The organism is Xylophilus sp. Leaf220 (assembly GCF_001421705.1).
In the GTDB taxonomy this organism is placed as follows: Bacteria; Pseudomonadota; Gammaproteobacteria; order Burkholderiales; family Burkholderiaceae_C; genus Xylophilus.
Genome location: NZ_LMKO01000005.1, coordinates 1 through 24,713, shown reverse-complemented (window position 1 = coordinate 24,713; position 24,713 = coordinate 1). Strand labels below are relative to the sequence as shown.

Sequence of the window (24,713 nt, the reverse complement as noted above, 5' to 3'; positions counted from 1 at the left end):
CCCCTTTTCTGCGCGCCGGCCCCCCCAACCCGAGCGAAATCCTATGCAAACAAACGCTGTTTCCCGGAAAAAGAGCATCCTCGCGGCCGTCATCGGCAATGCGCTGGAGTGGTACGACTTCCTGGCCTTCGCCTTCATGACGCCGATCGTGGCCAAGCTGTTCTTCCCGAGCAACCCGGCCGATCCCGACAACAACATCAACCAGATCCTGCTGACCACCGCCGTCTTCGGGGTGGGCTTCTTCATGCGGCCGGTGGGCGGCATCGTGCTGGGCCTCTACGGCGACCGCAAGGGCCGCAAGGCCGCGATGGTGATGGTCACCGGCCTGATGGCGGTGGCGATCGCGCTGATCACGCTGGCCCCCACCTATGCGGCGGTCGGCATCCTGGCGCCGCTCTTCATCGTGCTGGCGCGGCTGCTGCAGGGTTTTGCCGCCGGCGGCGAGTTCGGGACCTCCACCGCGCTGCTGATCGAGATGGCGCCGCCCGGCAGGCGCGGCTTCTACGGCTCCTGGCAGATGACCGGGCAGATGGTCGCCCTGCTGCTGGGTGCCGCGGCCGGCACCTTGATCACCGAGATCTTCACCCAGGAGCAGCTGATGGCCTGGGCCTGGCGCCTGCCCTTCGCCTTCGGCCTGCTGATCGTGCCGGTGGCGATCTACATCCGCCGCCACGTGGAGGAACCCGAGGCCTTCAAGCAGATGAAGGCCGCCCAGGCGGCCGGCACGGTGCGCCAAGCGACGCTGGGCGAGATGCTGCGCAGCCATCTGCGCGAGACGCTGGTCGGCATGGGCCTGGTGGTGACGCTGACGGTGTCGATCTACATCACCTTCACCTACCTCACCACCTTCAGCACGGTGACGCTGAAGCTGCCGCTGCGCGACACCTTCCTGGTGCAGATGGCCAGCGCCGCCTTCATGATCGTGCTGATGCCGATCATGGGCGCCTGGTCCGACCGCGTCGGCCGCCGGCCGCTGATGATCGGCTCGCTGATCGGCTATCTGCTGGTGCTGTACCCCGCCTACGCCTGGCTGACGGCCGAGCCGTCGATCACCCGGCTGCTGGTGGCGCAGCTGTCGATCTGCGTGTTCGTGTCGGTGTACTTCGGCGTGTTCAGCACCGTCATCGCCGAACTGTTCCCGGCCAACGTGCGCTCGCTGGGCATGTCGATCGCCTACAACATCGCGGTGATGGTGTTTGGCGGGTTCGCGCAGTTCATCGTCACATGGCTGATCCGCGCGACCGGCTCGCCGATGGCGCCGGCGTACTACGTGATGTTCGGGGTTGTCGTGGGCCTCGTTGCCGCCTTCTTCATCCGGGACCGCACCCACGACGCCACCATCCACTGAAAGGTGTGAGAGAACCTACTGCGCGGCCCGATTGCGCAGCTGCGGTCCTCACCGTACCCAAGTACGGCTCCGGTCCTCGCTGCACACTCGAGCCGCTCGCTACGGTTCTTTCACACCTTTCGCGTTGCGCGTGAATGCGGGGGCCGGATGGCCTCCTGCTACATAATTCATAGCTACTGGTCGGCACGGGACGCCGGCTGGAAGGCTTTTTCGTTCCGATTCCTGCGCTGCCATGAACCTGCCCCTGCCCGATCTGCTGCTGGCCTTCGGCAAGAGCTTCCTGCTCGTGGTGGCGACGCTGCTGCCGATCGTCAATCCGCCGAGCACCGCGCCGCTCTTCCTGTCGCTGACCGAGGGGGCGTCGGACGCCACGCGCAGGCTGCTGGCGCAGCGGGTGGCGCGCAACGTGTTCCTGCTGATGGCGGCGGGCACGGTGGTCGGGTCGTTCGTGCTCGACTTCTTCGGTATCTCGCTCGACATCGTGCGGGTGGGCGGCGGGCTGCTGGTGTCGGCCATCGCCTGGCGGCTGATCAACACCAACCAGGCCGGCTCGCCGCCGGCCGAGCGGCTGGCCGAAGCCTACACGCCGGAGATGGTGAACCGCACCGCGTTCTACCCGCTGTCGTTTCCGCTCACCTGCGGCCCGGGCTCGCTGGCCGCGACGATCACCGTGGGCGTAAGCCTGGTCGACCCGTCGCTCACCGCCACCGCGGCCCGCAGCGCCGGCGCGGCGGTCGGCCTGCTGGTGGTGGCGCTGGTCACCTTCCTTTGCTACCGCTACGCGCAGGCCCTGCTGCGGCCGCTGGGCGAGACCGGCACCATCGTCTTCCTGCGGCTCTCGGCCTTCATCCTGCTGTGCCTGGGCATCCAGATCTTCTGGAGCGGTGCCGGCGCGCTGCTGGCCGAAGCGGTGCAGCGCGGCATGGTGCCGGGCGCGGCCTCGGGCGTGCTGTAGCCGCTGGCGCCGGAGGGCGCCCGCATGAACAGCGGATGAACAGGCGCGGTTTTTGCACCGGCGGCGGCTACCATCCGGCCGACGCATCGCCGTCCGCCCCCGGCACGCCACCCGCCCGCAGGCGTGGCGCCGCGCCGCCGCAGAGGTCTGGGCGCCGGCCGGCCGGTGCGGCCGTTGCCTCCCTTCGTCGCGATCCTCGAAACTGAACCATGGACTTCCTCCCCGCTTTCCTGCTGGCCGACTTTCTGGGCAAACCGGCCTGGGTCTGGCTAGTCTTCGTCGTCGTCGTCGTCTCCTTGCTGGCGTTCGACCTGGGCGTGCTGCACAAGGACGACCACGAGATCGAGGTCAAGGAAAGCCTGCTGCTGTCGGCGGGCTACATCACGGTGTCGCTGCTGTTCGGCGCGTGGGTCTGGTGGTACCTGGGCGCGCAGAGCGGCATGGACTACTACACCGGCTTCATGATCGAGAAGTCGCTGTCGATGGACAACGTCTTCGTCATCGCGCTGATCTTCGGTTTCTTCGCGATTCCGCGGCAGTACCAGCACCGGGTGCTGTTCTGGGGCATCCTGGGGGTGATCGTGCTGCGGGCGCTGATGATCGGCCTGGGCGCCACCCTGGTCAGCCGCTTCGGCTGGGTGCTGTACCTGTTCGGCGCCTTCCTGGTCTTCACCGGCATCAAGATGTGGATCATCGCCGACCACATGCCCGACATCGCGAACAATCCGATGCTGAAGTTCCTGAAGCGGCACATGCGCCTGACCGACGGGCTGCGCGGCAACCGCTTCTGGGTGCGCGAGACCGACCCCGCCACCGGCAAGGTCGAGCGCTTTGCGACCCCGCTGCTGCTGGCCCTGGTGCTGATCGAGTTCGTCGACCTGGTATTCGCGGTCGATTCGGTGCCGGCCATCTTCGCCATCACCACCGATCCGTTCATCGTCTACACCAGCAACATCTTCGCCATCCTCGGCCTGCGCGCGCTCTATTTCGCGCTGGCTGCCATGATCCACCGCTTCAAGTACCTGAAGTACGCGCTGGCGCTGGTGCTGGTGTTCATCGGCAGCAAGATCTTCCTGGTGGGCATCATCGGCAAGATTCCGGCGGTCATCTCGCTCGGCGTGACCTTCGGCCTGATCGCGGGCGGCGTGGTGGTGTCGCTGTGGAAGACGCGCGGGCAGCCCGCCGAAACCTGAGGTCCGTCGCCGCACGGAGCCGGCGGTCGGCGGCCAGGCGTGTCAATCGCCGGTGTCGTCGGCGTACCGGCCGCCCTCGTCGTCCTCGCCACCCTTGCCCGCCAGCACCTTGCGTACCGTCTCGCCGCCGAAGCCGCGGGCCATCAGGAAGCGCATCTGCTTGCCGCGCTGCTGCGCGTCCTGGGGCGGCGCGTCGAACTTGCGGCGCCAGACGTCGTGGGCGCGGGCCAGTTCGCTGCCCTGCAGGGCCTGCACGGCGTCGGCCACCGCCTCGGGCGCGATGCCCTTGGCCTGCAGTTCCTGGCGGATGCGGGCCGCGCCGAGCCGGGTGGCGCGGCGCTGCACCACCGAATGCACCACCCGCGCCTCGCTGATGAAGCCCTTGGCGGTCAGCTCGTCGAGCGCGGCCGCCAGCTCGCCGGGCTGCTCCTCGTGCTGGCGCAACCGGCGCTCCAGCTCGGACCGCGAATACTCCCGGCCGGCCAGCAGCCGCAGGGCACGGCCCTTGAGCGAGGGCTTACCGAAGGCCATGCGCCGCCCGATGGGCCGGTGCGACCGCCCCGCACGCACGACGGCCACCTGCTATTGATTCAATAGCAGGTGGCCGGCAGGAGGCGCCGGCCGGCGCCCCTTTTTCTTCGAAAACCCGGCAGGTCACGCCGTGGCCGTGGCGGCCGAAGCCGATGCGGTTTCCACGTCGGCCGGCAGCAGCGAGATGCCCAGGCCTTCGCGGACCTTGTTCTCGATCTCGCGGGCCAGGTCGCCGTTCTCGCGCAGGAATTCGCGGGCGTTGTCGCGGCCCTGGCCGATCTTCTCGCCCTGGTAGGCGTACCAGGCACCCGATTTCTCGATCACCTTGGCCTCGACGCCCATGTCGATGATCTCGCCCTCGCGGCTGATGCCCTCGCCGAACAGGATGTCGAACTCGGCCGTCTTGAACGGCGGGCTGACCTTGTTCTTGACCACCTTGACCTTGGTCTCGTTGCCGATGATCTCCTCGCCCTTCTTGATCGAGCCGATGCGGCGGATGTCGAGCCGCACCGAGGCGTAGAACTTCAGCGCGTTGCCACCGGTGGTGGTCTCGGGCGAGCCGAACATCACGCCGATCTTCATCCGGATCTGGTTGATGAAGATCACCATGCAGTTGGTCTTCTTGATGGTGGCGGTGAGCTTGCGCAGCGCCTGGCTCATCAGGCGGGCCTGCAGGCCGGGCAGGCTGTCGCCCATGTCGCCCTCGATTTCGGCCTTGGGCGTCAGGGCCGCGACCGAGTCGATGACGATCAGGTCGACCGCGCCGGAGCGCACCAGGCTGTCGACGATCTCGAGCGCCTGCTCGCCGGTGTCGGGCTGGGAAATCAGCAGCTCCTGCAGGTTCACGCCCAGCTTCTGCGCGTACTGGGTGTCGAGCGCATGCTCGGCGTCCACGAAGGCGCAGGTGCCGGCCTGCTTCTGCATCTCGGCGATGACCTGCAGGGTGAGCGTCGTCTTGCCCGACGATTCCGGGCCGTAGATCTCGATGACCCGGCCGCGCGGCAGGCCGCCCACGCCGAGCGCCACGTCCAGGCCCAGGGAGCCGGTGGAGACGACCTGGATGTCGGCCACCACCTCGCCCTCGCCCAGCCGCATGATGGTGCCCTTGCCGAACTGCTTCTCGATCTGCGCCAGGGCCGCCTGCAGGGCCTTGGCCTTTTCGGCGGCAGCGGGATTCTTGGTCGATACGTCCATGAAAAACTCCAGTGGTTCAATGACTTGAAACGGATTCCAGCGACTGAGAGTAAGCACAGGCTGGATGCTTGAACAGTATTCTAAGGAGGGTGTGCCAGCGCGTACACCCCGTTTTTAGTCAGTTTGGCTTACCATTCAGCGATGGCCGAACGACCCGATGCTTCCCCGCCCGATCCCGACGACGACCGCTGGCGCGAGGCCCATCTGGGCCGCCTGCTGGGCCATGCGATGCGCCGCTTCGACGAGCGGGTGCTGGTGCTGATGGCCCACGACGCCCAGGTGCCGCTGGCGCTCTCGAACCTGGCGGCGCGGTCGCAGGTGACGGCGGCGCACATCCACATCACCCGCCACCTGCCGCTGCCCGGCGCCCGCCTGACCGACCTGGCCGCCGCGGCCGGCATGAGCAAGCAGGCGATGGGTGACCTGGTGGACCAGTGCGAGGCCTGGGGCCTGGTGCTGCGGGCGCCCGACCCGCGCGACGCCCGCGCCCGGCTGGTGCGCTTCACCCCGGCGGGGCGCGACTGGCTGGCCGGCTTCCAGCGCGCGGTGGCGCAGGCCGAGGCCGAGTTCCACGCCGCGGTGGGCGACGCGGTGGCCACCGTGGTGCGGCTGGGGCTGGAGGCGTACGCGGCGTGATCCGGGCGGCTATCCATCCGCGCCGGCCTCCGGTACTCTCGCGTATGGTTGTTGACCCGCCCCCGATGCGTCGATGAGTGCCGTGCCCCCCGATCCCGTGCCGCTCGGCACGCCTGCGACCGCGGCGCCGGAGGCCGCGTGCCTCACCCGGCGGCAGCGGATCGGCCAGGCGCTGCGGTCGGTGGCGGGGCGGCTGACGCTGGTCACCCTCGGCTTCTGCATCGTCTTCACCGCCTTGGCGGGCGCGGTGCGCACCTGGGCCGCCTGGAACAACGGCGTCGCCTGGATGGCCAGCGACCTGAAGATGCTGGAGGAGGTCTTCCAGCCCGGGCTGGCTCGCTCGGTCTGGGAGCTCGACCGCGAGTCGGTGCTCAGCCAGATCTCGGGCCTGCTGGGCGCCAAGGCGGTCGGCATGGTCGAGCTGACGGTGGCGGCCGACGCCCGCGGCCGCCAGCCCGAGACCTTCGGCGCGGTGCGGCCCGGCTGGCGGCTCTCGGCGCTGGCGCCCACCCGCACCGTGGCGCTGGTGCACGAGCCTTTCGTCGGCCGCAAGGAAACCGTCGGCACCCTCACGCTGTACGGCGAGGAGCGGGCACTGTGGTCGCGGCTGCGGGTCGAGCTGATGGGCATCGTGGTGACGCAGCTCACCCAGTCGCTGCTGGTGGCAGGGCTGGTGATGCTGGTGTTCAACCGGCTGGTCACCCGGCATGTGCGGCGCATCGCGGCGCACCTGAAGCGGCTCTCGCCCGAGACGCTGGGCCGGCCGCTGGTGCTGCGGCGCCCGCCCTCGCGCCGCGACGAGCTGACCCAGCTGGTGGACGGGGTGAACCACCTGCAGACCAACCTGTCGGACTTCCTGCAGCGCCAGCACCGCTACGAAACCGAGCTGGCCCACCACCGCGACCGGCTGGCCGAACTGGTGCAGGCCCGCACGCTGGAGCTGGAGACGGCCAACCGCACGCTGGAGACGCTGTCGCGCACCGACGCGCTCACCGGACTCGCCAACCGGCGGCACTTCGACGAGGCCTCCGCCCGCGAGTTCGCGCGCGGCGACCGCACCGGCCAGCCGCTCTGCCTGCTGCTGGCAGACGTCGACCATTTCAAGCGATTCAACGACACCTACGGCCATGCCAACGGCGACGCCTGCCTGCGCGCCGTGGCCGGCGCGCTGCAGCGGGTGGCGGCCCGTGCGACCGACCTGGCCGCGCGCGTCGGCGGCGAGGAGTTCGCCCTGCTGCTGCCCGACACCACCCTGGCGCAGGCCACCCGGCTGGCCGAGCTGCTGCGCGACACGGTGCACGCCCTGGCGATCACGCACGCGGGTGCCGGCCCGGGCGCGGCGCCCTACGTCACCCTGAGCATCGGCGTGGCGCAGCAGGAGCCGGCGATGCCCGACGTCGACATGCTGTTCCGCCATGCCGACCGGGCGATGTACCAGGCCAAGGAACAGGGCCGCAACCGCGTCGTCGCGGCCCTCTGACACCCCCAGCGGCAGCCCCCACCGGAGCGCAACATGCACCCACGTTCCCCCTCGCTGCTCCCGTCGCCGCCGCGCCCGCCGTCGAGGCCCCGGCCGCACCGCGCGGCGCAGCGTCTGCGCCGCTGGGCGGCTGCACTGGCGCTGGGCCTGCCGTCCGCCGTGCCGCTCGCCTTCGCGCAGGCCGTGCCGATCACCGTGGTCTCGGAAGTCACGCCCTACTCGTACGCGTCCGACGGCGTGACGCCGGGCCCCGCCACCGACCTGGTGCGGATGGCGCTGGAGCGGGCCGGCATCCCGGCGCAGCTGGGCGTCTACCCCTGGGCCCGCGCGTACGACATGGCGCTGAACGCGCCCAACGTGCTGATCTATCTGCTGGTGCGCACGCCCGAGCGCGAGCCCCTGTTCCTCTGGACCGCCGAGATCCTGCCGCTGAAGTACCACCTCTACCGCCTGAGCGACCGGCCCGAGGTGGCGGTCTCCAAGCTCGACGATGCGCGCCGCTACCCGATCGGGGTGATCCGCGACGACGTGCGCCACCGCTACCTGGCGCAGCAGGGCTTCACCATGCTGACCGTGGCGGCGCGCCGCGAGGACAACTTCCAGCGCCTGCTGCGCCGGCAGGTCGACCTGCTGCCGATGACCGACGTCGACGCCGCCGACATCTGCCGCCAGTTCAAGCCCGCCTGCCCCGGCCTGACGCGGGTGGCGACGCTCGACGCGCTGACCCTGGGCGCCTACCTCGCCTACAGCCGCGGTACGCCCGAGGAGCTGGTGGTGCGCACCCGCGCCGCCTTCGAATCCCTGCGCGCCGACGGCACGGTGCAGCGCCTGCTGGCGCGGGTCGACCCCAACGTCGGGGCGGTGCCGCCGACGGCGGCCGCGTCTAAACCCTGAGCGCGGCGGTTCCCGTGCGCTCCTAGAATCGCACAGCCCCCGCACGCGGGGCGAGGAAACCCACACGATGCGCATCCTGATTGCAGAAGACGACCAGGTCCTGGCGGACGGGCTGCTGCGAACCCTGCGCAGCTCGGGCGCCGCCGTGGACCATGTGGCCAGCGGCAGCGAGGCCGACAGCGCCCTGATGGCGACCGACGAGTTCGATCTGCTGATCCTCGACCTGGGCCTGCCCAAGGTCCACGGCCTGGAGGTCCTGAAGCGCCTGCGCAGCCGCGGATCGACCCTGCCGGTGCTGATCCTGACCGCGGCCGACAGCATCGAGGAGCGGGTCAAGGGCCTGGACTTCGGTGCCGACGACTACATGGCCAAGCCCTTCAGCCTGCAGGAACTGGAGGCCCGGGTCCGCGCCCTGGTGCGCCGCGGCATGGGCGGCACCAGCAGCACCATCAAGCACGGCCCGCTGCAGTACGACCAGGCCGGCCGGGTGGCGACGATCGACGGCCGCATGGTCGAGCTGTCGGCCCGCGAGCTGGGCCTCTTGGAGGTGCTGCTGCAGCGCGCCGGCCGCCTGGTCAGCAAGGACCAGCTGGTCGACCGGCTCTGCGAATGGGGCGAAGAGGTGAGCACCAACGCGATCGAGGTCTACATCCACCGCCTGCGCAAGAAGATCGAGCGCGGCCCGATCCGGATCGCCACCGTGCGCGGCCTGGGCTACTGCCTGGAAAAAATCTAGCGTGATTTTTCAGAGGCAGCAGCGTTCGCTGTTCGGGGAGATCCTCGACTGGATGCTCACGCCGCTGCTGCTGCTGTGGCCGATCAGCCTGGCCCTGACCTGGCTGGTGGCGCAGGGCATCGCCAACAAGCCGTTCGACCGGGCGCTGGAGTACAACGTACAGGCGCTGGCGCAGTTCGTCACGCTGCAGAACGGGAGGCTCGCCTTCAACCTGCCGCAACCGGCCAGCGAACTGCTGCGCGCCGACGATGCCGACACGGTGTACTACCAGGTGCGCGGCCTGCGCGGCGAGGTGTTCGCCGGCGACCGCGACCTGCCGGTACCGATCCAGCCCGCCGACGAACCCCGCCCGCCGACCGGCGCGGTGCGGCTGCGCGACGACGAGGTGCGCGGCCTGGACGTGCGGGTGGCCGCCACCTGGGTGCGCTTCGCGCCGGCCGACATCGACCAGCCGCAGATCCAGGTGCTGGTGCAGGTGGCGGAGACGCGCAGCAAGCGCTCGGTGCTGGCGACCGAGATCATCAAGGGCGTGATGCTGCCGCAGTTCGTGATCCTGCCGCTGGCGGTGCTGCTGGTGTGGCTGGCGCTGGCGCGCGGCATCAAGCCGCTGTCGCAGCTGGAGGAGCGGATCCGCGCCCGCTCGCCCGACGACCTGAGCCCGCTGGACGAGACCGCCGTGCCGATGGAGGTGGCGCCGCTGGTGTCCTCGGTCAACGACCTGCTGCTGCGGCTGCAGGAATCGGTCGCGACCCAGAAGCGCTTCCTGGCCGATGCGGCGCACCAGCTGAAGACCCCGCTGGCGGGCCTGCGGATGCAGGCCGACCTGGCCCAGCGCGAAGGCACCAGCACCGCCGAGCTGAAGCTGTCGCTGCAGCAGATCGGCCGGGCCAGCATCCGCGCCACCCACACGGTCAACCAGCTGCTGGCCCTGGCGCGGGCCGAGAGCAGCGGCACCGCCTTCACCACGATGCAGCACTGCGACCTGGCCCGCATCACGATGGAGGTGGTGCGCGAGGCGGTGCCGCGCGCGATGGACAAGCGCATCGACCTGGGCTACGACGGCCTGGCCCCCGGCGCGCCGGGCGTGGCGCTGCAGGGCCATCCGACGCTGTTGAAGGAGATGATCCGCAACCTGGTCGACAACGCCCTGGCCTATACGCCCTCGACCGCCGAGCGACCGGGCGTCATCACCGCGCGGGTGCTGGCCGATGCCTTCGGCGGCGTCGCCTTGCTGCAGGTGGAGGATTCGGGCCCGGGCATTCCCGAGGCCGAGCGCGAACTGGTGTTCCAGCCCTTCTACCGCGCCCTCGGCACCGGCGCCGACGGCTCCGGCCTGGGCCTGCCGATCGTGCGGGAGATCGCCCGGCTGCACAGCGCCCAGGTGGCACTGGAGGACGCACTGCCAGGGCGCCGGCCGCCGGGCACGCGCTTCACCGTCCGCTTCGGCTCCACCGTCGTCTAGCGCCCGCGGTCCCGCCGGCCTGGACTCGCCTGCACCGAAACCGGCGGGCTGCCGATAGCGGCGCGGCGTTCCGTCCGTCACCGCCGCTTGCACCGGCGCCTACAGCTCCCGCCCAAACCCGCTGATACAAACGGTTCTCTTACGGTCGGCATTTGCCCGGCCCGCAGCACTACAAGGACCACGATGACTTCCACCCCTCCTGCAGGCGCCGCCGCGCCGATCCCCTACCAGCCCACCTTCGAGACGCCCGAGGACGGCGAAGCCGAGACCATCGCGGAAACCAAGGAAGTGCTGCTGAAGATGTCCGCGACGATGTTCGAGCACACCGGCCACGCCCTGCGCAGCGTGCACGCCAAAAGCCACGGCCTGCTGCGCGGCGAGCTGGAGGTGCTGCCGAACCTGCCGCCCACGCTGGCCCAGGGACTTTTCGCCCAGGCCGGCACCTACCCGCTGGTGGCGCGGCTCTCGACGCCCCCGGCAGAAGAACTGGACGACGCCGTCTCGCTGCCGCGCGCGATGGCGGTCAAGGTGATCGGCGTGGACGGTGCGCGCCTGCCCGGCTCGGAAGGCGCCACCACCCAGGATTTCCTGATGATCAACGGCCCGAAGTTCTCGGCGCCCAATGCCAAGGGCTTCCTGCGCAACCTGAAGCTGCTGGCCGCTACCACCGACAAGGTGCCGACCGCCAAGAAGGTGCTGTCGAGCGTGCTGCGCGGCACCGAGAAGGTGCTGGAAGCGGTGGGACTTGAAAGCGGTACGGTGAAGGCCATGGGCGGACACCCCGAGACGCACCCGCTGGGCGACACCTACTTCGCCCAGGTGCCGCTGCTCTACGGCCCCTACATGGCCAAGCTGCAGATCGTGCCGGTGGCACCTTCGCTCACCGCATTGAAGGACGCGCCGGTGGACCTGGACGACAAGCCCGACGGCCTGCGCGACGCAGTGTCCGACTTCTTCGCGTCGCACGACGATGCCGAATGGGAGTTGCGGGTGCAGCTCTGCACCGACATCGAGGCGATGCCGATCGAGGACCCGTCGGTGATCTGGCCGGAAGAACAGAGCCCCTATCTGGCCGTCGCCCGCATCCGCATTCCGCGACAGTCGGCCTGGGATGCCGCCCGCAAGGCTTCGGTGGACGACGGCATGTCCTTCAATCCCTGGCACGGCCTGGCCGCGCATCGGCCGCTCGGCTCTGTCATGCGGGTACGGCGCGCGGTGTATCCCGAATCGGTGGCGTTCCGCGGCAGCCGCAACGGATGCCCGATGCACGAGCCGCGCAACGCGGACATGGTGGGCTGAGCGCGCCTTCGTCGCGGCACCGCATGCAGCCGCAGGCGTGGCGCGCCACAATGGCATCCATGCAGACAAGCTCCAAGCGCCTGAAGATCGGTCTGTCGGCCTGTTTCCAGCATGCCGATCCGGACCGGTCGCTTTTCACCGGCAAGACGCTCCAGTACGTGGAGCAGTCGATCGCCCACTGGCTGATGTCGGCCGGTGCGATGGTGGTGATGGTGCCCTGCCCGACCGGCGAAACCGCCCGGGGCGACGTGACCCTGGCGCACTACGCGGAGTGGCTCGACGGCGTCGTCATGCACGGCGGGGCCGATGTCTGGCCGGGCAGCTACGGCGAGGAGCCGCTGCAGGACGCCTGGATCGGCGACCGGGTGCGCGACCTGTACGACCTGGCGGTGGTCGAGGCCTTCGCGCAGGCCGGCAAGCCGGTCTTCGGCGTGTGCCGCGGCCTGCAGCTGATCAACGTGGCCTATGGCGGCACGCTGTACCAGGACATCGAGACCCAGCACGCCGGCGCCCTGCGCCACCGGGACGCGACCACCTACGACCAGAATTTCCACGAGATCGACATCGTCGAGAAGACGCGCCTTTCGCAGCTCTACCCGGGCGTCCTGCGGGCACGGGTCAACAGCATCCACCACCAGGGCATCAAGCAGCTGGCGCCCGATTTCACGGTGGAAGCCTGGAGCGCGCCCGACCGCGTGCCCGAGGCGATCCGCCGCACCGGCGGCCCGCAAAAGGGCTACATCGCGGCGACCCAGTGGCATCCAGAGTTCCACAGGCACGGTGCCAACACGATCGACGACACGGCCATCCTGCACGACTTCCTGGACGCCTGCACCGCGTTCCGCAGCCGGCCGGTCGCACCGGCGCGCAGCCTGCCGGGGCAGATCCGGGACCGGGCCGCGCGGTTGTTGCGGCAGGCCCTGCTGATGCGGTGACCCGGCGCGGCGGCTTTCAGCCTTTTTCGGGGGCCGAAGTGTCGGTGTCGGTGTTGGTGTCGTCGGTATCGCCTTCCACCTTTTCAGGCGCGGCGGAGCCGTCCACTTCCGAATCGGGCGCTGCGGCGGCTGCGGCTTCTGCAGCCGCAGCGGCGGCCGCCGCGACGGCCCGGCGCTTGCGGGCGCGCTCCAGCAGCGGGCCGGCCTGGCGCGGGTCCAGGCCGTACATGTCGGCGAAGGCTTCGACGGTGGCGCTGCCGGATTCGAAGGCGCGCAGCAGGGCCTCGTCCTTGGCGGCGCGCGTGCCGGCTTCGGCTAGGGCTTCGTCGAGAAGGCCGGTGGCGGCGTCGTTGCGGGTACGCACCCGTTCGGCATAGTCCTCGCGGGTCAGGCCCGAGGCTTCGAATGCCTGCACCATGCGGCCGCGCCATTGCGCGCGCAGCGCGGGCCGCTCGGCTTCGGGCGTGCGGCCTTCGCGGCGCCGCCAGAGCTCGACGATGGCATGGTGCACATGCTCCGGCGCCAGGTCTTCCACCACCGCACCCTGCAGGTCGCGGCGGGCATCGCCTGCGGCCACGCTCTGCAGGTAGCGGGTGGAACGGGTGTGCAGGCCGAGTGCGGTCTTGAGGGCTTCGCGCTCGAACACGTCGGGATGCGCGGCCAGCAGGTCCTGGAAGATGCCGCGCTTGAGCGGGCGGAACACCGCGCCGAACAGCTGCGGGTAGAAGCCGGCCAGCTGCTCCAGTGCCGGATGGGGCGCGCGTGACGGCGCCGGGGCGTTGCCTTTGCCGGCTCCGGCCACCGGACGGGGGCCCGGCCCCCTGCGGCCGCCGCCGTCCTGCTGCGGACGGCGCTTGCCGGCAGGGCGCGGGGGTTGCGGGGCGGGGGAGCGAAGGTCCTGCACGGCGGGGGAAACCACCTGTTCTGCGGGAGCGGCGGCTGCGTCGGGCACGGAATCTGTCATGGCATGGAGCAAAAGGGCGAATTCGCGATCATGCCAGCGATATGGGCCCGAGCCGAATCGGTGCCGTCGTCCGCCCTGCGGTGCCGGGCGTGCGTTCCGTGCGCGCCACAATCCAAACATGCAACTCCAGGCCCCCATCCCCCTGCTGCGGATCTTCGACGAAGCCAAGGCCCGCGCGTTCTACCTCGACTACCTCGGTTTCCGGGTGGACTGGGAGCACCGCTTCGAGCCCGGCTTTCCGCTGTACCTGCAGATCGCGCGCGACGGCTGCGTGCTGCACCTGACCGAGCACCACGGGGACGCCTGCCCCGGTGCCGCGCTGCGGATCGCGACCACGGGCCTGGCCGCGCTGCACGCCGAACTGGCCGCCAAACCGTACGCCTACGCCCGCCCCGGGATCGAGGCGATGCCCTGGGGTTCGCACGACATGGCGATCAAGGATCCTTTCGGCAACCGCCTGGTGTTCACCGCCGATACGGCATGATGCGCCGGCTTTTCCGCTCCGCGCCGGCTGCCGGTCGCGCGCATTTCACGGTCCCGCCCTCGTCCGCCCGCCCATGACGCACCCCTCCACCGCAACCGACGCCGCGCACGGCAGAACGCTCCGCTCCGGCATCGGCCCCATGGTCGCGGCGCTGGGCGTGGTGTTCGGCGACATCGGCACCTCGCCCCTGTACGCGTTCAAGGAATGCCTGAGCCCGGACCACGGCGTACCGTTGGACGCGGCGGCGGTGCTGGGACTGCTGTCGCTGGTGGTGTGGGGCCTGCTGCTGGTGGTGACGCTCAAGTACGTGGTGTTCGTGCTGCGCGCCGACCAGGACGGCGAGGGGGGCATCCTGGCGTTGCAGGGCCTGGCGCGCGCGGCGCTGGAGCGCGGGCCCAGCCGGGCCTGGCAGCGGCATGCGGTGATCGGGCTGGGCCTGGTGGGCGCCGCGATGTTCTACGGCGACAGCCTGATCACCCCGGCGATCTCGGTGTTGTCGGCCGCCGAGGGCCTGGAGATCGCCACCCCGGTCTTCAAGCCCTACATCGTGCCGCTGACCCTGGGGGTCCTGGTGGCGCTCTTCGTGGTGCAGCGCAAGGGCACCGCCACCGTGGGCCGGGTATTCGGGCCGGTGATGCTGGTCTGGTTCGGCGTGCTGGCAGCGGCGGGCCTGGCCCATCTGGTGCGCAATCCGCAGGTACTCGCGGCGCTCGACCCGCGCTGGGCCATCGGCTTCTTCGCCACGCACCGCGCACAGGCCCTGGGCGTCCTCGGCGCGGTGTTCCTGGCGTTCACCGGAGGCGAGGCGCTGTACGCCGACATGGGCCACTTCGGCGCCGGGCCGATCCGCCGCGCCTGGGTGCTGCTCGCCTTGCCGGCGCTGGTGCTGAACTACTTCGGCCAGGGTGCGCTGGTGCTGGCGAATCCGGCGGCGATCGACAACCCCTTCTTCCGGATGTTTCCTGCCTGGGCCACGGTGCCGATGGTGGCACTGGCCGCCTGCGCCACGGTGATCGCGTCGCAGGCGGTGATCTCCGGCGCGTTCTCCATGACGGCCCATGCGATGCACATGGGCTATCTGCCGCGCATGCGGGTGGTGCAGACATCGGGTCAGGCGATCGGCCAGGTGTACCTGCCCACGGTGAACTGGCTGCTCATGGCCGGTGTGCTGCTGCTGGTGGTGGCGTTTCGCAGCTCGGGTGCGTTGTCGGCCGCGTACGGCATCGCGGTGTCGGTGACGATGCTGACCACGACCTTGCTGGCCGGTCTGGTGGCCCTGCGGCTCTGGCGGTGGAATGCCGCGGCGGTGGTGGTGGGCACCACGCTCTTCGCGCTGGTCGACCTGGGCTTCATCCTCGCCAACAGCCTGAAGATCGCCGAGGGCGGATGGATCACCCTGGCGGTCGCGGCAGCGGTGATGGTCGTCTTCACCACCTGGTCGAAGGGACGCATCCTGAGCGAGAAGGCGGCCGAGGCCGAGCGGTTTCCGCTGGAGCCGTTCATCGCGTCGCTCCAGGCCGGCATGCCGCACCGGGTCCGCGGCACCGCGGTGTTCCTCAGCGCCGACGCTGACAGCGTGCCGCACGCCTTGCTGCACAACCTCAAGCACAACCAGGTGCTGCACGAACGCGTCGTCGTGCTCCAGATGCAGACATTGCCGGTGCCGCGGGTGGACGCGGAACGCAGGCTGGAGGCACGCGCGCTCGACGGCGGCTTCTGGCGCGTCACCGCCCGGCACGGCTTCATGGAGGCACCCCATGTGCCCGAGTTCATCGAACTGCTGGCCGAGCGGCAGGGCTTGCCCATCGAGGCGATGGCGACCTCCTATTTCGTCTCGCGCGCCTCGCAGGGCACCGGCTTGATGGCGGGGCTGGGACGGGTCCGCAGCACCCTGTACCGCTCGATGCAACGCAATGCGGGCCATGCCTCCGACTACTTCGGCCTGCCGGCCAACCGGTTGATAGAGATCGGGCGCCGCGCCGGTTGACGCCGGCCCTCCCGCTCCGGACGGCGGGCCAGCCGCTCAGCGCGGCGGCTTGCCTGCGGGCAGGCGCTGCCAGACACGGCGCAGGCGATCGCGCATCGTCAGCATCAGCGTGCGCAGGTGCGTGTGCCGCCGCAGGTCGTGCAGGAAGGGCGGCAGGGCCAGCGCCAGCAGCAGTCCGGCCAGCGGTACCACCCACAGGAAACCCACGTACTTGAAGCCGGCGGCGCCGAACAGGCCGCCACCGACGAAGGCCAGCAGCAGCCCGCCGTGCAGCCGCATCCGCGCCCGGTTGGCGCGCACCTGCGCTTCGGGCGGCGTGCCGCTGCGGTTGTGGTACAGCAGCTTGCCTAGCTCGATGCCCAGGTCGGTCACGTTGCCGGTCATGTGGGTGCTGCGCACCCGCCCGGCCGAAGCCTTGGTGCCGAGCGCGTTCTGCAGCCCCATGATGAAGGACAGCAGCAGCACGGTGAGCGGCACCGCGAAGGGCGTGGACCAAGTGAGCGTGATCGCGCCCATCAGCCCGAAGGGCAGCAGCAGGCCGGCCTCGAGCAGCAGGGGCAGGGCGTAGGCGCTGCGCAGCCGGTGCACCCGCGCCCAGTTGACGATGATCGCGGTGCAGGCGGCGCCGCAGGTGAAGGCCAGCAGCGCGCCGATCGCGTTCAGCAACAACTCGCCGTGCCCCAGCACCAGGCTGTCGGCCACCTGCGAGGCAAAGCCGGTCATGTGCGAGGTGTACATGTGCACCACCAGCACGCCGCCTGCATTCACCGCGCCCGCATTGAACGCCAGGAACCAGCCGAGCAGCCGCGTGGTGGCGGGGGTGCGGTGCCGGTCGGCGATGTGGAGCAGGCGGCGCAAACGGGTCCTCCAGGAACGGTGTGCCCGCCGGACGGCGGCGCATCGCCGAAGGGTAGCAAACCGGGGCGGCACCGGGCGCACGCACCGGGTGCATCCCGAGGCGCGCGGACAAAAAAAGGCCCGCATCGCTGCGGGCCCAACATCCAAAGGAGACTCTCGCTACAAGAATTCCTGCAGCGCTGGCAACGACGCAAGGGCCGTGCCAGCGCTCCGCAGAATCAACGGTTGTAGGCGGTTTCGCCGTGGGAGGTGATGTCCAGGCCTTCGCGCTCGGACTCTTCCGAGACACGCAGGCCGATGGTCAGGTCCACCACCTTGAAGGCGATGAACGACACCACGCCGGACCACACCACCGTCAGCAGCACGCCCTTCAGCTGCACCCAGACCTGCGACGCGATCGAGTAGTCGGCCGAGGTGATGACGGTCGCGGTGACCCAGTCGGCCACGTAGCCGGGGCCGCCGAGCGCCGGTGCGTTGAACACGCCGGTCAGGATCGCGCCCAGGATGCCGCAGACACCGTGCACGCCGAACACGTCGAGCGAGTCGTCGGCGCCCAGCATCTTCTTCAGGCCGGTCACGCCCCACAGGCCGGCGAAGCCTGCCAGCAGGCCGATCACCAGACCGCCGCCGATGCCGACGTTGCCGGCTGCCGGCGTGATCGCCACCAGGCCCGCCACCGCGCCGGACGCGGCGCCCAGCATCGAGGCCTTGCCGCGCAGCATCGCTTCGCCCAGGCACCAGGTCAGCACCGCGGCGGCGGTAGCCAGCATCGTGTTGACGAAGGCCAGTGCGGCCGTGCCGTTGGCTTCCAGCGCCGAGCCGGCGTTGAAGCCGAACCAGCCCACCCACAGCAGGGCGGCGCCGACCATCGTCAGCGTCAGGCTGTGCGGGGTCAGGGCTTCCTTGCCGTAGCCGATGCGCTTGCCGACCACGAAGGCACCCACCAGGCCGGCCACGGCTGCGTTGATGTGCACCACGGTGCCGCCGGCGAAGTCGAGCGCGCCCCACTGCCAGATCAGGCCGGCCTTCGCGTTGAGCGAATCGACCAGTTCCTTGCCGGTGTAGGCGTCGGGACCTTGCCAGAACCAGACCATGTGGGCCATCGGCAGGTAGCTGAAGGTGAACCAGATCGCCATGAACACCAGGACCGCCGAGAACTTGATCCGCTCGGCGAAGGAGCCGACGATCAGCGCGCAGGTGATGCCGGCGAAGGTCGCCTGGAACGCCGCGAACACGATCTCCGGAATGACCACGCCCTTGCTGAAGGTCGCGCCGTTGGCGAAGGTGCCGGCGGTGTTGTCCCAGATGCCCTTCATGAAGAACCGGTCGAACCCGCCGATGAAGGCGTTGCCCTCGGTGAACGCCAGGCTGTAGCCGTAGATGAACCACAGCACGACGATCAGCGAGAAGGTGACCATGACCTGCATCAGCACCGACAGCATGTTCTTGCTGCGGACCAGGCCGCCGTAGAACAGTGCCAGGCCGGGGACGGCCATCATCAGCACCAGCAGGGTCGAGACCATCATCCAGCCGGTATCGCCCTTGTTGGGGACGGGGGCGGCGGCCGCGGGAGCGGCTTCGGCGGGTGCCGCGGCGGCTGCGGCAGGGGCCGCAGCGGCCGGCGCGGTGGACGCGGGCGCGGCGGCTTCGGCGGTCGGTGTCGCGGCGGTCTGCGCCACGGCGAACGATCCGCCGGCCAGCAGGCTCATGCCCAGCAACAGGGAGGCAAGCAATTTTTTCATGATGTCAGTGCTTCTTTCTGCGTTCTGCCGGCGTCAGAGCGCCTCGCGGCCGGTTTCGCCGGTACGGATGCGCACGACCTGCTCGAGGTTGTGGACGAAGATCTTGCCGTCGCCGATCTTGCCGGTGCGGGCAGCGCCCTCGACGGCTTCGATCACGCGCTCGACCAGGTCGTCGGAGATGGCGGCCTCGATCTTGACCTTGGGCAGGAAGTCGACGACGTATTCCGCGCCGCGGTAGAGCTCGGTGTGGCCCTTCTGGCGGCCGAAGCCCTTGACCTCGGTCACGGTGATGCCCTGCACGCCGATGGCCGAGAGTGCTTCGCGCACCTCGTCGAGCTTGAAGGGTTTGATGATGGCGGTGACGATTTTCATAAGCCGGGTGTCCTGTTGGGTGGCTCCGTGGTCAGAAGCTGTACTTGGCGCCGAGCACCACGCCGGTCTTGCCCAGGAACTTGCCGTTGGCGCCCGATGCGTAGAAGACCTTGTCGGCGTTGGTGCCGACGACCGCGGCCGACAGCGAGAAGCCGTTGCCCAGGTCCTTGCCGAGCGCCAGCGAGTAATCGGTGTACGACGCGTAGCCGTTGTCCTTGAAGTACTGGCGGCCGACGTGCGGCGTGAGCGAGAAGCCCTCGCCCAGGTCGAACGCGGCGGCCGCTTCCAGGTAGCCGCTGCCGCGGCTGTTCGGCACGCCGAAGGTTTCCTTGCCCAGGCTGTGCGAGTACTTGACCGTCAGCATCTTCCAGGTGCCTGCGGCGTACAGCTCGGTCGTGTTGGGGGTGGTGGCGAAGTTCTCGCGGGGGTACTGGTAGCGCAGCAGGCCGACGTCGTAGGAGAAGTCGTCGTTGACCTTGCCCTTGTAGCCGCCGTAGAAGTCGAGCTCGACCGGGCCCTTGCCGCCGGGAATGTCTTCCAGGATGCGGATGGTGGAGCCCCAGAAGCCCAGGTAGAAACCGCTTGCGTGCGCGAAGTCGATGCCGCCCTGCAGGGCCGGCTTCAGGCGCGATTGCGAGATGCCACGGAAGCGGTAGTCGGAGACAACGCCCACGTTGTACGACAGGGTGTAGGCAGGCTCGGCCGCAGTCTGCGCAAAAACGGTGGCCGAAGCCGCGGCAGCAGCGATCGCAAGCAGGGTTTTCTTCATGGCTCTTCTTCTCCGGAGGGTTTGAATGGCGGTGACAAATTGGCACAGCGACGGGTGCACGAACCGTGCCAGTCGCCGATGCTGGCACCGCAGGTACCGCCCGGGTCTAAAGAATGCGCAAAAAATGCACCAAGCAGGCGCAAGGAACGTGCAGTCAGGGGACCGAGCGCTTGGAAGCCGCACAAATACAGTGCATGCACCAACGGCATGCGGCACGCACCACAAGCGTCGATTGTCCAGAGCGCGAAGTCCGTGCCTGCTGGTGCCGTTCACCCCGAAGTCCGATCGGGGTACGTCTGCAAGACACCCGGTCGTCGGCACATAGTCCCTGAACCGCGTCTAGTGCATCCGGCTGTCCCCATCAAAGTGCAGCATCGGCAGCCGTAGGTTCATCTCCAGCCGGCTGCTCGCACTGGGCACCGTCTTGCGGAAAGCCCCGAAATGAGTAGCAACCACGATCTGCCCTGCGCATCGGTCGCGTCCTGCGGCGTGCCCTGCAGCGCAGCCGGGTCTGCTCGGCGCCCGTGCCCCACTGCAGCAGTTCGTTGTCCGCGCCGTAGGCCCAGGCACCGGGCTGGTGGGCGCTGGAGGTGCGGTTGCCGACGGCGTCGTAGGTGTAGCGCTCCGCGGGCAGGCCTTGCGGGTTGGCCGCGCTGCGCTGNTCGTTGTCCGCGCCGTAGGCCCAGGCACCGGGCTGGTGGGCGCTGGAGGTGCGGTTGCCGACGGCGTCGTAGGTGTAGCGCTCCGCGGGCAGGCCTTGCGGGTTGGCCGCGCTGCGCTGCAATGCTGCTGGCGGGGTGGCTTCGGTCAGGCGGCCCAGGCGGTCGTAGGCGTAGGCGAAGTTGCCGGCCTCGGTCTGGCGCTGGGTGATGTTTTCGGTCAGGCGGCCCAGGCGGTCGTAGGCGTAGGCGAAGTTGCCGGCCTCGGTCTGGCGCTGGGTGATGTTGCCGGCCAGGTCGTAGGTCAGGCCCCGATCGAGCAGCCTGCCGTCGGCGCCGCTGACCTGGCTGCTGCGCAGGCGCTGCAGCGGGTCGTAGGCCAAGGTGCTGGCCAGTAGCGAGAAGAGGTCGAGCGGCAGTTACCCGTGGGTGTTGTGGTTGTCGAAATAGATAGCAAGCAGTCGGCAAGCAGCAATGACATCAGGCACAAAAGTTGCCGAAAACGTTTCTTGTCAACGACTACTGCCTACTATTTTTATAGCATCCAAGGAAAACAAAGCTACTTTCAGCTTTATCAGCTTTATTGTATTTTTAGGAATAACAGCGCTCGGAAGCCATGCACGCGCTTGGCTCATAGGTCTTAACTATTAGCCCTTGCTGTTTGATATGGGTTGCAATTGCCATCTTTTTATTAGCATATCACTCTTATATTGCACATCAGTCTCAAATCCGCCCAAGCCTCTCTATTTTATTTTAGATTGAATAAAAAAATTTACTTCTCTGGAAATTGAGATCTCTGATTTCAATTCTTCATAGGATTTTTTATTTATAATGAATTCTTCTTCTGGTAAGATTTTCACTCTTGGGTAACCCGCCGATTTTGCAATAATCGCAACATAACCATTATTTTTATTTGCAGCCGGAAATGCTATGACATTAATATCTGTATTTAAGGCTTTTTTAAAAATCATATAAGGTCGATCATGCTTGGCTTGTTGGAATTCATAAGCATAATACTGAAGCAGAGAGTATTCTGATTTGTTAATTGCTTCGTTTTCTATTGAAGCAACATCACAGCCAACAATAAAAATTGCACATATACATGAAACTATTTTTGTCATAATTTACCTATTATAGGAAGACAAGCCGCCGGGCATGGCTGATCCCCGCGGAATAAAAATGGTGGTTTCAGCATTTCTCGAGGCTATACCACCGGTATATGATGGAAAGGGGCTGGTAATAGGAGCAAAAGAGGAATTTACTCCACCCGCTTCCAATGCATTCTGGGTCCGTGTTGCGCATGTATCACGAGCTGCCCCCCAAAAATCTTTGCGAGGGTCAGGCAATCGTTTATTTACATAGCTTAGGATTCATCGCGCATTTTCGCTTCCTGCTCCGGTCCAGTTTTTATTATATAAATTGTTGAGTCTCGGTAGGCGGACTGCGCCGAAAGGTAATCGGTAAGACTACTGCCAGGAAGAGTGTTTGTTCCATAGCTATAAACGCCTTGGCCAGTAAATCCGATGGCAGCGTGACCAAATGGATTCCCGCTCGTCGGGCCGCCAATGATAACTATGGTATCAAGGCCAAACGGATCGATTGCATTTAGCGGGCCACCTCCGACATACTCGTATCGATTCCACCCGCCCAACAGTCCGACGGGATCGATCTGGAGGTACCGCCCTGTTGCCGAGACGTAGTCCCTAAACCGGTTGTAGTGCGTCCTGCTCTCCCCGTCGAAGTACTGCCCCGGCAGCCGCAGGTTCATCTCCAGCCGGCTGCTACTGCTCGGCGTGGTCTTGCCGAAGGCCTCCGATTGCGCGGNGCTCTCCCCGTCGAAGTACTGCCCCGGCAGCCGCAGGTTCATCTCCAGCCGGCTGCTACTGCTCGGCGTGGTCTTGCCGAAGGCCTCCGATTGCGCGGACCACGACGACCGGCCCTGCGCGTCGGTTGCCGCCTGCGGGGTGCCCAGGTGGTCGGTGTGCAGGTAGTGGTAGTCGGCTGTCGCCAGGGTCGCGCTTTGGTTTCCTGCTCTTGCTCCCGTCGATGCCTCGGCCTGCCANAATTAAGCACTGGTCAAACTCGGGAAATATTACGGGGTGCCCAGGTGGTCGGTGTGCAGGTAGTGGTAGTCGGCTGTCGCCAGGGTCGCGCTTTGGTTTCCTGCTCTTGCTCCCGTCGATGCCTCGGCCTGCCACAGGGGCGCCGTGCCCCACATCGCATCCGGCACCCAGCCGTAGCTCCTCTTCAGGACACCCTGGCCGTCGAGCTCCGCGATCAGGCCTTCGTCGCTGTAGACGTACCAGGTGGTGACTTCGCCGCCACCGCCCGCCGTGCCGACGGTCTTCCTGATGCGCCGGCCCAGCGGGTCGTAGGCGTAGCGGGCGCTGCTGCCCTGCTCGTCGCCGATGCCGACCAGCCGGTCGGTGGCGTCGTAGCGGTGGGTTCTGGTCTGGCCCGCGTAGCTCTGCTGCTGCAGGTTGCCGTTGGCGTTGTAGCGCAGCCGGGTCTGCTCGGCGCCAGTGCCCCACTGCATGCTGCTGGCGGGGTGGCTTCGGTCAGGCGGCCCAGGCGGTCGTAGGCGTAGGCGAAGTTGCCGGCCTCGGTCTGGCGCTGGGTGATGTTGCCGGCCARGTCGTAGGTCAGGTCCCGGCCGAGCAGCCTGCCGTCGGCGCCGCTGACTTGGCTGCTGCGCAGGCGCTGCAGTGGGTCGTAGAGCACGGTGCTGGCCCGCAGCGAAAGGAAGTCAAGGACAGTTGCCCTAGGCGTTGTGGCTGTCGGAATTGATAGCAAACAGTCGGCAAGCATCAACGACTTCAGGAACTCAGAATGCTGGAAGCATTTCTAGAAGCCGGCTAGCAGCTACTATTTTTATAGCGCTCGTAGAAAGCAAGCTATTTTCAGCGTGATTAGATTGATTGTGTTTTTGGAGGCGGCAGAGAGGTGCTCACAAGCCATCCAGTGCTGGTTCCTATGCTTCAAACGTTTGCCAATGCTGACTTAGAACGTGTTATGAACTTTTTAACAATCCATTGACGCGCATAGGCTTTGCATTTTTTGTAAACTACGAAATTTTCGTAAGTGCTTGTTGCGCAGCAGCTTTTTCATAAGTTCATAACATGTTTTAATAGAGCATTTTAGAAAATCGCGTTTGCAACAAATTTTTTAATATGTTTGCAAGATAAGGAAGCAAAATATTTAAATTACCTACTGCCAATACTTGGACAGGATACCGATATAGGCCCGCCATTTAAATCCCACAGTGAATTTTTCAAAAATTTATATTTGCCACTTTTCACATAAAATCTTTTTTTATTAAAAATAATTATTGGAATAATGTAATGCTTAGTGTCTTCACATCCAACCACCGAAAAGACGCTCCCAGGTCCAGCATGATATGTGTTTATTTCAGAATTAAGATTTTCAGAAAACTCAATTTGATGAATAACAACAATGCTCATTCTTTGGCATGAGAAATATGTAAGCATGGTCATTAACGACGCAGCAGCAAAAGTTAACCACTTTATGCTTCGGCTTATCTCCATATCATACCTCTGCCAAAGCCACTTGTGGGCCGAGGCGAAGGATATGAAATACTCCCCACAGCGTTAGGAGATGCTTGTAAATTATCAAGAACGGAACTAGGCAATATTGCGTCCCCTACCCCGGCGCCTACAGTCATCAAACATTGTTGAATAGGATTTCCGCAATTATTCAGTACTGCATTGTACGAAGACACATGAGCCCTTAAACACGAGGACAATGATGATTCTTGCTGGCTATCCAATTTTAATATTACACCTATTCCGCCACGGAAATCTTGCTGCCTTGCATTGTATTCAGATGCGGTTGCCGACTGTTTATCCCATCCGCTTGGCCCCCAAGAGAAGTTTACGTTATTTATATTTGCTGATACATGGCCAAATGAAGATGAACCGATGCCTACGCCCTGCCATACAACTACTTCCGTGTATAAACCGAGTGAATCCGCCTTAATTAACGGGGATGCTTCCACATACAAGTAAATATTTAGCCCATTAGTTAAGCCTATGGGGTCAACTTGATCATACCGCCCTGTCCCCGGCACATAGTCCCTGAACCGGTTGTAGTGCGTCCCGCTCTCCCCGTCGAAGTACTGCCCCGGCAGCCGCAGGTTCATCTCCAGCCGGCTGCTACTGCTCGGCGTGGTCTTGCCGAAGGCCTCCGATTGCGCGG

The 24,713-nt window shown here is 66.6% G+C and carries 23 protein-coding genes and 3 pseudogenes; 12 read left to right on the top strand and 14 right to left on the bottom strand.

Going from position 1 to position 24,713, the window contains the following annotated elements; all coding sequences use genetic code 11:
- Positions 1-43: 43 nt before the first annotated feature.
- From ASE76_RS06920 to ASE76_RS06910, 3 genes are all read left to right on the top strand, one after another.
- Positions 44-1,348 carry an MFS transporter gene (locus ASE76_RS06920; RefSeq protein WP_055836829.1) on the top strand — a complete coding sequence of 435 codons (1,305 nt, stop codon included), beginning with the start codon at positions 44-46 and terminating at the stop codon, positions 1,346-1,348.
- Positions 1,349-1,580: 232 nt separating this feature from the next.
- Positions 1,581-2,303, top strand: a complete 723-nt coding sequence (locus tag ASE76_RS06915) for a MarC family protein (protein WP_055836826.1) — start codon at positions 1,581-1,583, stop codon at positions 2,301-2,303.
- Positions 2,304-2,512: 209 nt separating this feature from the next.
- Entirely contained in the window at positions 2,513-3,496 is a 984-nt protein-coding gene (locus tag ASE76_RS06910) for a TerC family protein (protein ID WP_055836823.1), read from the top strand.
- A gap of 42 nt (positions 3,497-3,538) precedes the next feature.
- Here the strand turns inward: ASE76_RS06910 and recX are convergent, their stop codons facing one another.
- Together recX and recA are read right to left on the bottom strand one after the other, a co-directional pair.
- Positions 3,539-4,027, bottom strand: coding sequence for a recombination regulator RecX (recX, locus tag ASE76_RS06905; RefSeq protein ID WP_055836820.1), 489 nt, complete (start codon positions 4,025-4,027; stop codon positions 3,539-3,541).
- A 123-nt stretch (positions 4,028-4,150) separates the two neighbouring features.
- Positions 4,151-5,221, bottom strand: a complete 1,071-nt coding sequence (gene recA, locus ASE76_RS06900) for a recombinase RecA (protein ID WP_055836817.1) — start codon at positions 5,219-5,221, stop codon at positions 4,151-4,153.
- A gap of 141 nt (positions 5,222-5,362) precedes the next feature.
- Here recA and ASE76_RS06895 point away from each other — a divergent pair, with 141 nt between their 5' ends.
- From ASE76_RS06895 to ASE76_RS06865, 7 genes are all read left to right on the top strand, one after another.
- Positions 5,363-5,857: a MarR family winged helix-turn-helix transcriptional regulator gene (locus ASE76_RS06895; RefSeq protein ID WP_055836814.1), complete on the top strand. Its 495-nt coding sequence runs from the start codon at positions 5,363-5,365 to the stop codon at positions 5,855-5,857.
- 82 nt (positions 5,858-5,939) lie between these two features.
- Positions 5,940-7,337: a diguanylate cyclase gene (locus ASE76_RS06890; RefSeq protein ID WP_168389228.1), complete on the top strand. Its 1,398-nt coding sequence runs from the start codon at positions 5,940-5,942 to the stop codon at positions 7,335-7,337.
- A gap of 33 nt (positions 7,338-7,370) precedes the next feature.
- Positions 7,371-8,231, top strand: coding sequence for an ABC transporter substrate-binding protein (locus ASE76_RS06885; protein ID WP_055836807.1), 861 nt, complete (start codon positions 7,371-7,373; stop codon positions 8,229-8,231).
- Positions 8,232-8,298: 67 nt separating this feature from the next.
- Positions 8,299-8,967 carry a response regulator transcription factor gene (locus ASE76_RS06880; protein WP_055836804.1) on the top strand — a complete coding sequence of 223 codons (669 nt, stop codon included), beginning with the start codon at positions 8,299-8,301 and terminating at the stop codon, positions 8,965-8,967.
- Between the two features lie 52 nt (positions 8,968-9,019).
- Positions 9,020-10,429 (top strand): sensor histidine kinase, encoded by a 1,410-nt coding sequence (locus ASE76_RS06875; RefSeq protein ID WP_055836997.1) that lies wholly within the window; start codon positions 9,020-9,022, stop codon positions 10,427-10,429.
- 183 nt (positions 10,430-10,612) lie between these two features.
- Positions 10,613-11,728, top strand: coding sequence for a catalase family protein (locus ASE76_RS06870; protein ID WP_055836801.1), 1,116 nt, complete (start codon positions 10,613-10,615; stop codon positions 11,726-11,728).
- 59 nt (positions 11,729-11,787) lie between these two features.
- Entirely contained in the window at positions 11,788-12,663 is an 876-nt protein-coding gene (locus ASE76_RS06865; RefSeq protein ID WP_369793385.1) for a gamma-glutamyl-gamma-aminobutyrate hydrolase family protein, read from the top strand.
- Positions 12,664-12,679: 16 nt separating this feature from the next.
- Here the strand turns inward: ASE76_RS06865 and ASE76_RS06860 are convergent, their stop codons facing one another.
- Positions 12,680-13,627: a ProQ/FINO family protein gene (locus tag ASE76_RS06860; protein WP_082448123.1), complete on the bottom strand. Its 948-nt coding sequence runs from the start codon at positions 13,625-13,627 to the stop codon at positions 12,680-12,682.
- A gap of 118 nt (positions 13,628-13,745) precedes the next feature.
- On the opposite strand from ASE76_RS06860, the gene ASE76_RS06855 reads away from it, so the two are divergent.
- On the top strand, positions 13,746-14,111 hold the full coding sequence (locus ASE76_RS06855; protein ID WP_055836798.1) for a glyoxalase superfamily protein: 366 nt from the start codon (positions 13,746-13,748) through the stop codon (positions 14,109-14,111).
- A 73-nt stretch (positions 14,112-14,184) separates the two neighbouring features.
- Positions 14,185-16,098: a potassium transporter Kup gene (locus tag ASE76_RS06850; RefSeq protein ID WP_201781843.1), complete on the top strand. Its 1,914-nt coding sequence runs from the start codon at positions 14,185-14,187 to the stop codon at positions 16,096-16,098.
- 36 nt (positions 16,099-16,134) lie between these two features.
- On the opposite strand, the gene ASE76_RS06845 is transcribed toward ASE76_RS06850, so the two are convergent.
- The 11 genes and pseudogenes from ASE76_RS06845 to ASE76_RS19920 all read right to left on the bottom strand — a co-directional run.
- Positions 16,135-16,956 (bottom strand): YoaK family protein, encoded by an 822-nt coding sequence (locus tag ASE76_RS06845; protein WP_156362560.1) that lies wholly within the window; start codon positions 16,954-16,956, stop codon positions 16,135-16,137.
- Between the two features lie 218 nt (positions 16,957-17,174).
- Positions 17,175-18,698, bottom strand: a complete 1,524-nt coding sequence (gene amt, locus ASE76_RS06840; protein ID WP_055836796.1) for an ammonium transporter — start codon at positions 18,696-18,698, stop codon at positions 17,175-17,177.
- A 33-nt stretch (positions 18,699-18,731) separates the two neighbouring features.
- On the bottom strand, positions 18,732-19,070 hold the full coding sequence (glnK, locus tag ASE76_RS06835; RefSeq protein ID WP_055836791.1) for a P-II family nitrogen regulator: 339 nt from the start codon (positions 19,068-19,070) through the stop codon (positions 18,732-18,734).
- Positions 19,071-19,101: 31 nt separating this feature from the next.
- Positions 19,102-19,839 carry a TorF family putative porin gene (locus ASE76_RS06830; RefSeq protein WP_055836788.1) on the bottom strand — a complete coding sequence of 246 codons (738 nt, stop codon included), beginning with the start codon at positions 19,837-19,839 and terminating at the stop codon, positions 19,102-19,104.
- Between the two features lie 662 nt (positions 19,840-20,501).
- Positions 20,502-20,881, bottom strand: a pseudogene (locus tag ASE76_RS21460) (hypothetical protein); the annotation flags it as partial.
- 360 nt (positions 20,882-21,241) lie between these two features.
- On the bottom strand, positions 21,242-21,619 hold the full coding sequence (locus tag ASE76_RS20470; RefSeq protein ID WP_156362558.1) for a hypothetical protein: 378 nt from the start codon (positions 21,617-21,619) through the stop codon (positions 21,242-21,244).
- A gap of 242 nt (positions 21,620-21,861) precedes the next feature.
- Positions 21,862-22,322: pseudogene (locus ASE76_RS19935) on the bottom strand (RHS repeat-associated core domain-containing protein); the annotation flags it as partial.
- Position 22,323: 1 nt separating this feature from the next.
- Positions 22,324-22,485 (bottom strand): RHS repeat domain-containing protein (locus tag ASE76_RS21455; RefSeq protein ID WP_369793388.1); only part of this gene is annotated, 162 nt, incomplete at its 3' end.
- A gap of 105 nt (positions 22,486-22,590) precedes the next feature.
- Positions 22,591-23,034: an RHS repeat domain-containing protein gene (locus ASE76_RS06815; RefSeq protein WP_055836779.1), complete on the bottom strand. Its 444-nt coding sequence runs from the start codon at positions 23,032-23,034 to the stop codon at positions 22,591-22,593.
- Positions 23,035-23,051: 17 nt separating this feature from the next.
- Positions 23,052-23,306 (bottom strand): annotated as a pseudogene (locus ASE76_RS21450) (hypothetical protein); the annotation flags it as partial.
- Positions 23,307-24,033: 727 nt separating this feature from the next.
- A partial coding sequence (locus ASE76_RS19920) for an RHS repeat-associated core domain-containing protein (RefSeq protein ID WP_168389227.1) occupies positions 24,034-24,713 on the bottom strand: 680 nt, incomplete at its 5' end.

What these genes read in the sequence shown, in the direction of transcription:
- ASE76_RS06920 (WP_055836829.1), top strand. Translation starts at nt 44, where the DNA reads ATGCAAACAAACGCTGTTTCCCGGAAAAAGAGCATCCTCGCGGCCGTC.
- ASE76_RS06915 (WP_055836826.1), top strand. Translation starts at nt 1,581, where the DNA reads ATGAACCTGCCCCTGCCCGATCTGCTGCTGGCCTTCGGCAAGAGCTTC.
- ASE76_RS06910 (WP_055836823.1), top strand. Translation starts at nt 2,513, where the DNA reads ATGGACTTCCTCCCCGCTTTCCTGCTGGCCGACTTTCTGGGCAAACCG.
- recX (WP_055836820.1), bottom strand. Translation starts at nt 4,027, where the DNA reads ATGGCCTTCGGTAAGCCCTCGCTCAAGGGCCGTGCCCTGCGGCTGCTG.
- recA (WP_055836817.1), bottom strand. Translation starts at nt 5,221, where the DNA reads ATGGACGTATCGACCAAGAATCCCGCTGCCGCCGAAAAGGCCAAGGCC.
- ASE76_RS06895 (WP_055836814.1), top strand. Translation starts at nt 5,363, where the DNA reads ATGGCCGAACGACCCGATGCTTCCCCGCCCGATCCCGACGACGACCGC.
- ASE76_RS06885 (WP_055836807.1), top strand. Translation starts at nt 7,371, where the DNA reads ATGCACCCACGTTCCCCCTCGCTGCTCCCGTCGCCGCCGCGCCCGCCG.
- ASE76_RS06880 (WP_055836804.1), top strand. Translation starts at nt 8,299, where the DNA reads ATGCGCATCCTGATTGCAGAAGACGACCAGGTCCTGGCGGACGGGCTG.
- ASE76_RS06875 (WP_055836997.1), top strand. Translation starts at nt 9,020, where the DNA reads ATGCTCACGCCGCTGCTGCTGCTGTGGCCGATCAGCCTGGCCCTGACC.
- ASE76_RS06870 (WP_055836801.1), top strand. Translation starts at nt 10,613, where the DNA reads ATGACTTCCACCCCTCCTGCAGGCGCCGCCGCGCCGATCCCCTACCAG.
- ASE76_RS06865 (WP_369793385.1), top strand. Translation starts at nt 11,788, where the DNA reads ATGCAGACAAGCTCCAAGCGCCTGAAGATCGGTCTGTCGGCCTGTTTC.
- ASE76_RS06860 (WP_082448123.1), bottom strand. Translation starts at nt 13,627, where the DNA reads ATGACAGATTCCGTGCCCGACGCAGCCGCCGCTCCCGCAGAACAGGTG.
- ASE76_RS06855 (WP_055836798.1), top strand. Translation starts at nt 13,746, where the DNA reads ATGCAACTCCAGGCCCCCATCCCCCTGCTGCGGATCTTCGACGAAGCC.
- ASE76_RS06850 (WP_201781843.1), top strand. Translation starts at nt 14,185, where the DNA reads ATGACGCACCCCTCCACCGCAACCGACGCCGCGCACGGCAGAACGCTC.
- amt (WP_055836796.1), bottom strand. Translation starts at nt 18,698, where the DNA reads ATGAAAAAATTGCTTGCCTCCCTGTTGCTGGGCATGAGCCTGCTGGCC.
- glnK (WP_055836791.1), bottom strand. Translation starts at nt 19,070, where the DNA reads ATGAAAATCGTCACCGCCATCATCAAACCCTTCAAGCTCGACGAGGTG.
- ASE76_RS06830 (WP_055836788.1), bottom strand. Translation starts at nt 19,839, where the DNA reads ATGAAGAAAACCCTGCTTGCGATCGCTGCTGCCGCGGCTTCGGCCACC.
- ASE76_RS20470 (WP_156362558.1), bottom strand. Translation starts at nt 21,619, where the DNA reads ATGACAAAAATAGTTTCATGTATATGTGCAATTTTTATTGTTGGCTGT.
- ASE76_RS06815 (WP_055836779.1), bottom strand. Translation starts at nt 23,034, where the DNA reads ATGCAGTGGGGCACTGGCGCCGAGCAGACCCGGCTGCGCTACAACGCC.